Source organism: Thermanaerosceptrum fracticalcis (genome assembly GCF_000746025.2).
GTDB lineage: Bacteria > Bacillota > Peptococcia > DRI-13 > DRI-13 > Thermanaerosceptrum > Thermanaerosceptrum fracticalcis.
Window position 1 is genome coordinate 1,467,235 of the sequence record NZ_CP045798.1, and the last position, 12,578, is coordinate 1,479,812.

General features: G+C 43.8%; 9 protein-coding genes, 1 pseudogene and 1 riboswitch. Of the genes and pseudogenes, 1 reads left to right on the plus strand and 9 read right to left on the minus strand.

The genetic code is table 11. The annotated features are described in order from the left end of the window. Nucleotides 1-244 precede the first annotated feature (244 nt). The 4 genes and pseudogenes from BR63_RS07675 to BR63_RS07690 form a co-directional block, all read right to left on the minus strand. Nucleotides 245-1,482, minus strand: a pseudogene (locus BR63_RS07675) (IS110 family RNA-guided transposase). Between the two features lie 299 nt (nt 1,483-1,781). Then, complete coding sequence (locus tag BR63_RS07680) at nt 1,782-2,474, minus strand: methionine ABC transporter permease (protein WP_051966255.1); 693 nt, start codon at nt 2,472-2,474, stop codon at nt 1,782-1,784. Continuing rightward, the gene (locus BR63_RS07685) at nt 2,464-3,495 is read right to left on the minus strand and encodes a methionine ABC transporter ATP-binding protein (protein WP_034425699.1); all 1,032 of its coding nucleotides are present in this window, start codon (nt 3,493-3,495) and stop codon (nt 2,464-2,466) included. Before BR63_RS07685 ends, BR63_RS07680 begins: the two co-directional genes overlap by 11 nt. A gap of 101 nt (nt 3,496-3,596) precedes the next feature. After that, a complete protein-coding gene (locus tag BR63_RS07690; RefSeq protein WP_207724777.1) occupies nt 3,597-4,409 on the minus strand; it encodes a MetQ/NlpA family ABC transporter substrate-binding protein in 813 nt (270 codons plus the stop codon). A 134-nt stretch (nt 4,410-4,543) separates the two neighbouring features. Continuing rightward, a riboswitch (SAM riboswitch) is annotated at nt 4,544-4,657 on the minus strand. A 430-nt stretch (nt 4,658-5,087) separates the two neighbouring features. Here BR63_RS07690 and BR63_RS07695 point away from each other — a divergent pair. Next, complete coding sequence (locus tag BR63_RS07695) at nt 5,088-6,347, plus strand: glycosyltransferase family 2 protein (RefSeq protein ID WP_338056032.1); 1,260 nt, start codon at nt 5,088-5,090, stop codon at nt 6,345-6,347. A gap of 57 nt (nt 6,348-6,404) precedes the next feature. On the opposite strand, the gene BR63_RS07700 is transcribed toward BR63_RS07695, so the two are convergent. The 5 genes from BR63_RS07700 to BR63_RS07720 form a co-directional block, all read right to left on the minus strand. After that, nucleotides 6,405-8,099 carry a methyl-accepting chemotaxis protein gene (locus BR63_RS07700; protein WP_051966257.1) on the minus strand — a complete coding sequence of 565 codons (1,695 nt, stop codon included), beginning with the start codon at nt 8,097-8,099 and terminating at the stop codon, nt 6,405-6,407. Nucleotides 8,100-8,258: 159 nt separating this feature from the next. Then, nucleotides 8,259-10,250 (minus strand): PAS domain-containing hybrid sensor histidine kinase/response regulator, encoded by a 1,992-nt coding sequence (locus BR63_RS07705; RefSeq protein WP_051966259.1) that lies wholly within the window; start codon nt 10,248-10,250, stop codon nt 8,259-8,261. Nucleotides 10,251-10,389: 139 nt separating this feature from the next. Then, entirely contained in the window at nt 10,390-11,028 is a 639-nt protein-coding gene (locus tag BR63_RS07710) for a potassium channel family protein (RefSeq protein WP_034425706.1), read from the minus strand. A gap of 44 nt (nt 11,029-11,072) precedes the next feature. Continuing rightward, the gene (locus BR63_RS07715; RefSeq protein ID WP_034425708.1) at nt 11,073-12,026 is read right to left on the minus strand and encodes a D-2-hydroxyacid dehydrogenase; all 954 of its coding nucleotides are present in this window, start codon (nt 12,024-12,026) and stop codon (nt 11,073-11,075) included. A gap of 259 nt (nt 12,027-12,285) precedes the next feature. Then, complete coding sequence (locus BR63_RS07720; protein WP_034425710.1) at nt 12,286-12,525, minus strand: spore germination protein; 240 nt, start codon at nt 12,523-12,525, stop codon at nt 12,286-12,288. Nucleotides 12,526-12,578: the final 53 nt, after the last annotated feature.

Below are 12,578 nucleotides of genomic sequence, written 5' to 3' on the forward strand. Positions count from 1 at the left end.
GCGGGATCAAGTGTAAGCCAGCTAGGTCTTACCCGACCCGCACCTGATGTTTTAACCTTACTGTCATCTTTAGTATATGCAAAAAACTTTAACCAAGTGTGTAGTAACTGTTAAGTTAGTACGAAAATAACCCTATCAAATAATCAATATGCTTGTAAGGCAAAAAAGACAATAACGAACTAGCAGATGCAAGTTCATGCATCTGACGGATTAATCCTTCTGGAGGATATAACTGTTAGACAGCTTACTGGACTTCTCTCACCTCCAGACCGAGTTTTTTAGCTTCGGCAATAATTCTTTTTACACGGAATTTTTCCTGTTTTTGTTTAGCTTTTTCAAAGGATGTCTCGTCGTAGTCAACATCTTTCTTCAATAAGTTGTAAATGATCACGAGGAGCTTTCTGGCTAATGCAATGAGAGCTTTCTTGGCCCCGCGGCGTTGTTTTATCTTCCAGTACCAAGACGATAAATAGCTATCGCGTATTCGGGTGATGCACCAGGCAATTTCGCAAAGGATTCGTTTTAGATAGGTGTTGCCATGGGTGGTACGGGTGGACTTTTTTTTCCTGCACTTTCATTATTACCAGGACTTAAGCCCGCCCAGGAACAGATATGTTCCGCGGTTTTGAATCGGCTCATATCAATGCCGATTTCCGCCAAGATTGCAGCAGCGGCGGTTTTGTCAATCCCCGGGATGCCGTCCAGTTGCTCCAGTTGTCTTTGATATTGCTTGAGTTTTTCCTCAAGCTTTTGCTCTACCTGGTGAAGATGCTCGTAGTGCTGATCCAGCCACCCTAGCAAAAGCTTGAGGAACTCCCTTTGGTGAACATCCATTTTACCATTGACAGCCTGTTTGATCTCATGGAGCTTGCTCTTAGCGCGCCCCTTTACAAATGTTTCTACTTCGCGGGCAGATATCTTCCCGTAGCAGCAAAGGTGATCTATAATTGCTCGGCCTGATACGCCGAATATATCGGTAAGAAATGTTGACAGCTTAAAGCCGCAGCTTTGTAAGTGCTTTTCAATCCGATTTTTCTGGGAAGTAATTTCCTCGACGATGCTTTTACGGTACCGGGTCAGATTACGGAGTTCCCGGATAGGTTTCGAGGGGATAAAACTTCCTTCTAACAATCCGGCACGCAAGAGAGTGGCTATCCATTCAGCGTCCTTCATGTCGGTCTTTTTGCCAGGAACATTCTTCATGTGCCGGGCGTTGGTAACAATCAAAACCATACTGCCGTCAAAGGCTTCTTCCAGTACGTTATATACAGGCTGCCAATAAACACCAGTACTTTCCATAGCCACATTCCGGCAGTTTTCCTCTTCCAGCCAGGCTTTTAGTTCATCAAGTCCAGCAAGAAGGGTGGAAAAAGTGCGGATGGTTTTAACTGGTTCCCCGTCAACATTGCCTTTTAATAAGCAGGCGACAACAGTTTCCTTGTGGACATCAAGACCACAACAAATTTCCAGAATGTCTTGCATACGACTCACTCCTGCTCCAATGGATTTCAGGGATGATTGCCCGAGAAAATATGGAGTTTAGTACCCGTGCTGTTCCCAAGTCCTTAAAAACAAGGGGCGACAATTGGCTGTGCTCAAAGGCAATCAGGTTAGGTTTTTAGTCGAGGTTATACCATCAAAATATAATCAACCTTTGTCCCTGATAATTCCAATGTAGCAGAAAATTAGACCATTGTAATCACTTCTACATATTTTCATAATTGGTTGTGCCTTCTAGGCATGGGTGGTTTTTATGAAAATTTTAAAGCGAATACATATTTTTATCTCTTCTTTAGGCTGGCAGCCAGACGGTTACCCAGGGATTGCACTCCCTGGACCAGAATAATCAGGACGATGATGGTAATGATCATGACATCCAGTTCATAGCGCACATAACCAAAACGGATAGCCAGGTCCCCCAGTCCACCGGCACCTACAATACCGGCCATGGCCGAGGCACCGATGAGACTGATAGCGGCAATAGTCAGGGCCAGAATCAATCCCGATTTGGATTCTTTAATCAGAACCCTGTGTATAATCTGGAAAGGAGTGGCCCCCATGGCCTGAAAAGCCTCAATCAGGCCGGGATCAACTTCCAAGAGGGTAGATTCTACCACTCTGCCGATAAAAGGTATGGTAAAAATAGTTAGAGGAACAATGGCTCCCTTTACCCCAATAGTAGTTCCCACAATCTGCCGGCTCAGGGGCAATAAAGCAACCATCAGGATAATAAAAGGAATAGCCCGTATTAAATTGATCATTATGTTCAAACCCTGATATACCCTGGGACTGGCCAGGATATGTCCGGGTCTGGTTATTACAAGGATAATACCAAGAGGTACTCCTACTAAAGTTGCCAAAACAAGAGTTATCAAGACCATTAAAAGTGTTTCCACCGTTGCTTTTCCCAGGATCGGCGCTACCTCAGCCCCCCGCTGGCTTAACCAGAGGAAGATTCCGCCACTACCGGACATGTTCCATCACCTCCGTTTTTACCCCTTTTTCCTGAAGAAACCCTATTCCCTTTTGAACAAAGGAATTGTCTCCTTGTAATTCCACAATTAATCTACCCAAAGTACGATCTTTAACTTGGGTAATATTACCATAGAGAATATTGGGCCACAGGGTGTACTCTTTAGCCAGCTGGGCCAGCATAGGCTGGGCTGTTGTACAGCCTACAAAAGTAAGCCTCAATACCACACCAGGCTCTCTTTTTTCCTGGCGCAGCTTCTCCCAGATGCTTTGCGGCAAATCGTCATCAATAATGTTTTTAATGAAACGCCTGGTGGTTTCAGTCTGGGGATTAGTAAATAGATTAATCACACTATTTTCCTCTATGATTTTCCCCTGTTCCAAAACGGCCACCCTATCACATATCTTTTTAATCACGTGCATCTCATGGGTAATCAGGAGTATGGTGATGCCAAACTTACGATTAATATCCAGCAAGAGGTCTAAGATAGAATCCGTTGTCTGGGGATCCAGGGCTGAAGTAGCCTCATCACAAAGCAAGATATCTATATCACTGGCTAAAGCCCGGGCAATGGCCACCCTTTGCTTCTGTCCCCCGGAAAGCTGCTGGGGATAACTTTCTGCTTTTTCACTTAATCCCACTACCTCCAGGAGGTGTCTTACCTTTTTCTCTGCTTCATGTTTCTTTATCCCACCTAGCTGGAGGGGTACGGCCACATTTTCCAGGACATTGGCCGACTGCAGCAGGTTAAAGTGCTGGAAGATCATGCCAATTTTCCGCCGGGCCTGGCGTAACTTGTGTCCTTTTAATTGAGTCATCTCTACGCCATTAACAGAAACTGATCCTGCATCGGGTACCTCCAGCATATTGACACAACGGATCAGGGAACTTTTTCCGGCGCCACTGTAACCAATGACACCGAAAATCTCGCCTTTTGGAACGTGAAGATTAATGTCCTGTAAAGCTTTTACTTCTTTACCGTTATTCCTATAAGTCTTAGATAAGTTCGTTAGCTTGATCATTTTCTCTCTCCCTTACTCCATCCCTATCCCCTTTCCCGTACCCGGCTAATTCTAAATGAGGGGTTCAGGAAAGGGGGGAGGGTGAGTACCATATCTCCTGTTTACCAGGAAGGAACCACGGAATCTTTAAGTTTTTCATTAATAAACTGTTTTACTTCTTCAGAACGATAAATTTTTACGAACTTTTGATATAATGGATTGTTTTCCTCTCCCTGACGAACAGCAATGATATTTACCCATGGTGAATCTTTTGGTTCAATGAAGATGGAATCCTGTACAGGTGATTTACCTGCCTGGATAATAAAATTAGTATTAATGGCAGCAGCAGCCAAATCAGGAAGAGTTCTCAAAATGATAGGAGCTTCCAATTCTACAAACACTAAGTTTTTAGGATTTTCCACAATATCTCTGACCGTTGCTTTGTTTCCTACTCCCTCTTTTAATTTGATAAGATTCGCTTTCTCAAAAAGCTGCAGAGCCCTGGCTTCGTTAGTAGGATCATTGGGAAGACCCACTTTATCTCCTGCTTTCAGTTCATTCACATTTTTTATTTTTTGCGAGTAAATGCCCATAGGAAAAGTAACCGTATCTGCCAATTTAACTAATTTTAGGCCTCTTTCTTTTATAAAGTTCTCTAAATAAGGGCCATGTTGAAAGCTGTTGAGGTCAAGGACCTTTTCCGCCAGCTGTATGTTGGGCTGAACATATTCATTAAACACCACAACCTCAATATCCAATCCTTCCTTCTTGGCCAGTTCTTTCACTTTATTCATAATCTGTTCATGGGGACCCGCCGTAACACCGACTTTCAATTTAGCGGGTGCCTCGGGGGTGGTTTTCTTGCTGCCACAGCCGGTAACAGCAACAACAAGCAATAGAATGATCGCAATAATAAAAATATGTTTTTTCATCATGTCCCTCCTTGTGTTTTATGTTGGTGTGATTCTTAAAAAACTAAGCGTAAACTAGTTGGTTAAACTCTACTGGTAAAAAAATAAATCCCTCCTCATCACCACAGATAAAGAGGGAATTAATATACTAACTCGCGCTCTTATCTGTCAAGAAATTAATCTTGCAGGAATTAGCACAGCGCCTCCGGTCTTGCCGTGAGGCCCGTTGCTGGGTTTCATCGGGCCAGTCCCTCCACCTCTCTGGATAAGAGATATTCAGTTGTGTTTTGCAACAGTTGTATAGTAGATTACACTGGCTTTGTTTTTTTGTCAATACAGTCTATGAAAAAAGTTTGTGGAAAATATTAACATTATTTTACCTATTGACAATATGTATTAATAAGAAAATAGCTGTAATCTTCCTGGAAAATATGCTATAATCATGCAGGCCCCCCAAAAAACCTTGGGGAACAAAAAGAAGCTTTCTTCGTCTAATAAAGCGTTAGGTTTTCGAAAAAAACCACGTAAATTGTTCTAAGATTAGGTAATGCTATGTTTTGGAAAGTAATTTTCTCAAATTGCCTTAACCCGGCAAAATTGGGCTAAAATTGGCTAATAAAACGGTTGTCTTTGGGTATTAATACTAATGTAAGATTGTTGTGGTAACAATGTTTGTGAATTTTAATTTGGAGGAGAAATCCAGTGGACACTAATGAACTCTTTTCTCTACCCTTGGATGTAATTATGATACCGGCACAGGTAATCTTATCACTGGTGGCCGTATATTTCTTCATACTTGGTATGTCCGGCCTGGCCCAATTTCGTACACCTAAAGTACATGCACCCCAGAAACGATTTGCCCTGGTTGTACCGGCCCATAATGAAGAAACGGTCATCGGCCCTCTCGTTGATAACTTAATGGCTCTTACTTATCCCAAAGAACTTTATGACGTATTTGTCATTGCTGATAATTCTAACGATGGTACCGCCGCCGCTGCACGAAACCGCGGAGCCACGGTTTTTGAACGCTTTGACACCACCCTGCGGGGTAAAGGCTATGCCCTGGAATGGTTCTTCGCCAAACTTTTTAATATGCCTAAAAAATACGACGCCGTAGTGGTGTTTGATGCGGACAACCTGGTTGATCCACAGTTCCTTAATCACATGAACAACAGGCTTTGCGATGGGGCAAAAATCGTCCAGGGATACATTGATGCAAAAAATCCCCATGATACCTGGGTATCCGCTGCTTTTGCCATGGCCTTCTGGGTTGCTAACAGGATGCTCCAGTTAGCCAGATATAATTTAGGCCTCTCCAATTACCTCGGTGGCACGGGTATGGCCATTTCTGTCGATGTCTTGAAAGAAATCGGTTGGGGAGCAACCTCCCTGACAGAGGACCTGGAATTCAGTTTAAAAGCCCTGCTCCTGGGTCATAAGACCACCTGGGCCCATGAGGCTGTTGTGTACGATGAAAAACCGCTTACCTTCAAACAAGCATGGAACCAGCGGAAGCGTTGGGCCTTAGGTCACGTAGAATTATTCCGTACTTACAGTTTAGAGTTTATTAAAGAAGGAATAAAAAAGAGAGACCTCGTCCTCCTCGATGCCGCCATGGTAATTCTCCAGCCACTTCTCGTCATATGCATGGGTATTTTTTCTGTCCTGGGTCTCATCGATAGTTTCTTTGTAGACATCTACACCTCTATCTTTAAATACATCTGGCCTCCCCTCTTATGGGAACTTGTGAGCACATTGCAGATTATCTACCCCTTCTTAGTCATTTGGCTCGATAATCTGCCCAAGCGCATCGTTAAATGGGTATTCTTCCATTATCCCGCCTTTGTCTACAGCTGGATACCTATCGTGTTCATTAGTTTCTTCAGCAAAACCCGGGTGTCCTGGTCCCATACCATACACACCCGCAATATCAGCTATGCTGATATAATGAGACAAAGATAACGAATAATAAAGTAAAGAACCCAGAAGCCATCTAGCTTCTGGGTTCTTTGTTTTTTTCTATATTTTAAATTTGCGGACCGAAGACTTCAGCTCTTCCGCCAGGTTGCTGAGCGTGGAGGTGGAAGCTATCATTTGTTCCATGGCCGCTGCCTGTTCTTCAGCAGTAGCGGAGACTTCCTCTGTATGAGCGGCCGTATTCTCAAACTCTTGAATGGTTACAGCAATGCTCTTTTGTACCTCATTGCTTTTTTGATAAATCTGCTGTGCAGACAAACCAACCTCGCTCATTGCTGCCTTCAGATGGTCAATTGATTTCATTATCTCCTTGAAGGACTTGCCGCTGATTTCGATGCTCTGGGTGCCGGCATTTACTTCGTTAGCGCCCCGCTCCATAACCACTATGGCCTCCTCCACACCTTTTTGGATGCCCGTAATCAAAGCGGCTATTTCCTGGGCCGACTGGCCGGATTGTTCAGCCAGTTTACGCACTTCTTCCGCCACTACGGCAAAGCCCCTGCCGTGTTCACCAGCCCTGGCCGCCTCAATAGCAGCATTTAAGGCCAGCAGGTTTGTCTGTTCGGCAATGGCACTGATAATATCCACAATCTCCCCGATTTGCTTTGATAAGGCGCCTAAGCCCTTAACCTTATCCCCCATAGCGTAGGAAGAATTTTTAATCTGCTCCATTTGAGCCACAGCCCGGTCGATATAATTCTGTCCATCACCTGCCAACCGGCTGGTTAAGTCTGTATCAGCCTGGGCTCTTTGATAACTTTCGTTGATTTTATTAACTGCCTCAATCATGGCCTCCACAGCCTTTTTCACGCTTTCCGTCTGCATCATTTGGGCCTCTGTGGCTCTGGCCAGGTTTTCCACCGTAACGGCTACCTGATTAGCCCCTTCGCCAGTTTGTTCAGCAGCAGAAGAAAGTTCAGTGCTGGCCTGGGCCACTCCCTGGGCCGTCTCATCAATCTGCACAATCAACTGCCGTAAATTGCGCGTGGCGGAGGCAAAAGCAGCCATAGCCTGACCAATCTCGTTTTTCGCCGTGTATTTTACTTCCGACCTTAAATCCCCTTCCTCCAAACCTTTTGCGATTCTGGTTAATTCCCAGAGAGGTTTCATAATAGAACGGTAGATGGCGATACCAAAGACAAAAGCCAGGAGGATACTGACGGATATGATAATCAGGAGGAAATTATGTGCCTTGTTATAGGCATCATGGCTCTCCTCATACTTGGTTAAACTTAACTTCTGCTGATAATTCTGCAGAGTTTGGATATTCTGGAAAACAGAAATCTGTTTTTGGGTGAGCTCATTCAGATAATCATTGTTGAATTCACCCTTTTTACTTTTTGCCTTAATTATTTCCACCGTAGTAGAATAATCTACAAGCCTCTTTTTAATTTGGTCGATATTTATTTTTTGTACATCATCAGAAGCTACTTTTTCAAAATTGGCAATGGCCTGATATACGGCATTTTCCTGTTGACTGATTAGTTTCTCCATAGCTTCCCGCTGCCCGTCGTCCTGGGACAGGATATACATCAATGCCGCACGGCTCATCTCCTGGAGAGATGACTTACTATCACTAAGGGCGACAAGTCCAGATACTGATTTTTCGTACAACACCGTTACTGAATCATCAATCTTTTTAAGTTCCGTCATCACCTGAAAACCGATAAAACCTAATACAAGGGCGAAAAACAAAATAAGGCCCAGCAGTCTTGTACGAAGTTTTACGTTGAACACCTTATCGACTCCTTCCAATTCTTATTTTTATACTACCGTCCCAAATAATTTAAAAAATTAATAATTACTACATTTGACAAATTTAGCTAAATTCCTTCTCCGGTGGAAGGTTTTTATTAGAAAAAACGGACACTTTTCAGGTATTAATCTAACATTTAGTCAAAATGGTTCCTCATTCAGCACTTTTTGCAGGACTTTACCCAGGGTTTTTACTTCATAGGGCTTGGCAACAACACCATGAAAGCCGTATCGTTTATGATCAGCCAGAACAGGATCGTTGCTATAACCACTGGCAACTATGGCTTTGATGGTAGGATCAATTTGACGTATTTTTTCAATCACATCTCTTCCTCCCATACCTCCCCGGATGGTTAAATCCATAATCACACAGGCAAATGGTGTCCCCGCTTCTTTGGCTTCCTGGAACATGGCTAAAGCTTCCCTGCCGTTACCGGCAAACCTGGCCTCATAGCCCAGCAGTTGAAGCATCTCCGCCGCAATGTTCACAATGGCGGGGTCATCTTCCATAACCAGAACTGTACCTTTTCCCAGTAGCAGTTCTTCTTCTTCCATCTCAGGGTTCGCATTTTTCCCCAAAGATGCCGGCAAGTATATGTGAAACGTCGTCCCCCGGCCAACTTCAGATTCGACACTAATGTGTCCCTCGTGTTTTTTAATAATAGAGTAAGAAGTTGCCAGCCCGAGGCCACTTCCTTTTTGTTTGGTTGTAAAATATGGGTCAAAGATCTTGTGCAGGTATTCCCTGCCTATGCCAATACCCTGGTCTTCAATAGAGATTTTTACATAATTTCTCTGGCAAAGGGATATACCTACCGCCGCTGTCTCCTCCCTGCCATGGGAGATATTCTCCGTTTTGACCTGGATAACACCACCGGAAGGCATAGCCTGCACAGCGTTAATTACTAGATTATAAATCACCTGGCTCATTTGATTCTCATCTATCTCCACCAGCCACAGGTCATCGGGCAGGGTAAATTCCGCTAAGACATTGGAGCCGCGCAGCGCAAAGACAACGGTCTCTCTAAGAAAATCCCCTAAAGATACCGTCTTTTTCACAGGCGCTCCCCCTTTAGCCAAAGTTAGAAGCTGCTGGGTAAGTTCTTTGGCCTGCAGTGTCGCTTTCTTTATTTCCTCCAGTTTCCTATATATTTTTTCATTTGACCTCACGGAAATCTTGGCCAGGGAGATATTGCCCAAAATTATTGTGAGGATGTTATTAAAATCATGGGCAATCCCCCCTGCCAGGAGACGAAGGGCTTCCAGCCTGTCGGCTTTTAAGAGTTCTTGTTCCATTTGTTTTTGTTCTGTAATATCACGTACTATTACCAATACTGCAGGTTTACCTTGATGTTGAAAAGGTGTAATCAGGATCTCACAGTCTAACACTTTTCCATCGAGGCGAATTAACTTTTCCTCAAGAATAGGAACTACCTTACCTTGTTCTACTTCCCCGATACGTTGCAGTACTAGTTTTTTATAATCCTCATGGATAAAATCGAGGACAGGTTTACCGTAGATATCGTCCATGGCCCCGGCCCCCAGGAGCTTCAAAGCTGCCGAATTAGCAAAGACAATCCTTCCTTCACAATGTATAACTATAGAATCAGGAGAATATTCCACCAGCTCCCGGTAACGTTCTTCACTTTCCCGCAAAGCCCTCTCCACTTTTTTTTGTTCAGTAACATCCCGAAAACTCCAGACCCTCCCCACAATCTCTTCACCAATCCGTTGTGGTATGGAATATCTTTCGTATACTCTACCGTCTTTACGTTCCAGGAGATCAAAACAGATTATTTCGGGTTGCTGATACATGTCCATCACTTTTTTGTAAAAAGCATCAGGGTCTTTTAACTGCTTAGAAACATAGGCTAATAACTGCGTGTTATCAGGAAAATCTTTCACTAAATACTCCGGAACTTGCCACATATCTAGAAACTTTTGGTTAAAGCTAACAATTTTCCTATTCCGGTCTACTACCAAAATACCATCTGCTGTCGATTCCAGAGTAGCCCTCAGGAGAGATAAGGACTGCTGAAATCCCTCTTCCACTGATTTGTACTGCAACACCTGATTATTAACTATTTGCATTTTTCCTTTTTTTCTATGTTCTATAGTATCCCCATCTCCCATTTCCACTCCCCCAACATACAAACATAAAAAGTTTTTTCGCCAAAGACCCGGAAATTCCCTTCTTAAATATTGTCGATATTTGTCGTTCGTAAAAATGTTATAAAAAAACCAGGTAGTTAAACCTGATTTTTTTCATACATTATAAACTTGCCAATTTATTTGTAGGACAGATAAGAATCAGTTCATCGCCAGGTAAGATACGAAACTCACCCCCGGGCCCCGCATGAAGGGTTCCATCCCTTTTCACGGCCAGGACCCAGATTCCCTCTTTTACCCTGAGATTAAGTTCAGCCAGGGTCTTATGATGATATCTCTCTTTTGCGGTTAATTCTACAATGCTGTACTGGGGAGACAGTTCAATATAATCCAGGATATTGGAAGTCGTTAAGTTGTGAGCCAGGCGTAAGGCCATATCCCGTTCAGGGTAAACTACTTTATCGGCACCAATCTTCTCTAAAACTTGTCCGTGCAAAGGGCTGTGGGCCTTGGCAATGACGTACTTTACACCTAACTGTTTCAATATGACTGTCACCAGGACATTGGCTTCAATATCTTCGCCAATGGCTACGACAACCAGGTCAAAATTACGAATACCCAGGGAACGGAGGGTCTCTTCATCCCGGGCATCGGCCTGAACGGCATGAGTAACATACTGGGTAGCTTCTTGCACCAAGTCTTCACTACTATCAACAGCCAGAACGTCATAGCCCAGGGCATGGAGAGTACGGGCCACACTCATGCCAAAACGACCTAGACCAATGACAGCAAATTGTCTCATGCCTTTCCTCCCCATGATTTTACTGTCTAATAGTCTTTCCCTCACTAATAACCTTTATGAACGTTGATGACATTCATAAACTCACCCTGTTTCCGCAGGTACACACTTAAGTTATGGCGGAAAATCTCCATGGCTCGCTCAATATACTTGGGTGAGCGTCCGGATAAATGAGGGATAATCACACAGTTGGGTGCATCCCACAAAGGGCTTTCGGGGGGTAAAGGCTCTTCCCGAAAAACATCCAACAAGGCGCCGCGAATCCACTTCTCGTGAAGAGCCTTAAGCAGAGCCTCCTCCTGGACCAATTCTCCTCTTCCTATATTGATAAAATAGGCACTGGGCTTCATGACCCTAAATTCCGCCTGTCCAAACATATCCCGGGTAGCATGGGTAAGGGGTGTAACTACTACCACATAGTCACTTTGACTCAACAAATCATGGAGCCCGCTCCTCGCATACATAACATCTACGCCGTCTACAGGCCGGCCATCCGTATTAAGTCCCAGTACCCTCATGTCAAAGGCTTTTGCCCTTTTGGCTATGGTTTGCCCAATACTCCCTACACCCACAATCCCTAAGGTGGCGCCAGCAATTTCTTCCACACGGATTGAACGGTCCCACAGATGTTTCTTCTGATTCTCCAGGATTTCTACATTTTTCCGGGCCAATAAAAGAATGGCCCCTATCGTAAACTCTGCCATAGGCCCGCCATGCATACCCCTGGCGTTGGTGATCAGGATATCCGGTCGTGTTTTTAAGTAGGCAAAAGGCATTTTATCCAGCCCTGCGCTTATTACCTGAATCCATTTGAGATTGGTGGCTTCGGAAAGAATCTCAGGTGTTAAATCTTCGCCATAAGTCAGTAATATCTCAGTGCTCTTCAGATAAGGGCTTGCCTCCTTAATATTCGGAAAAACTTTCACTTCCAGCTGTCCCAGTTCCATGATGAGTTTCAAATGTCTTTCTTTTAGCGGAAAAGTAGTCATAATTTTAGCCATGCTTGGCCTCCTTTCTGAACTAGTAACTCTCTAAATGTATATATACTTTTCTCCGAAAAAGATCTATCATAAAAAATTCCCTGGGAGAATATCAGTACTTGATATCATGTCATTTTCTTCATGAACTCACTATTTCCTGCATAACGCCATCAAGTATGATAATTTAATCAATTAGCGGAATAAAAAGAACGTTAGATACAACACAAAAAATAGCCCTCATAGGGCATAGAAAAAGAGTATGATACTTAAATATGCTGGTTTAAGTGGCCGTAAACTGCCTGGGGCTGGAGGTGTCGATCACGTCGGGATCATTAAAGAATGGTGCATTAGGGCAGTTAATGGGAGCGGCATCGCCTGTGTTAAAGGCGCCGGTCGTGAAGTTTTTGGTTTGGCTCTGGGTACCCGGGAAAACGGCATCCCCCACTACAAAACTTGAAGAACCAGACATACTATTAACTTTAATGATCCCGATGTTAAAGTTAATCAATGAACCGGGCATACCTTCTGTCTCCTTGTAACCAAACTATTTGCGTGTTCGGTTATACCCTATTC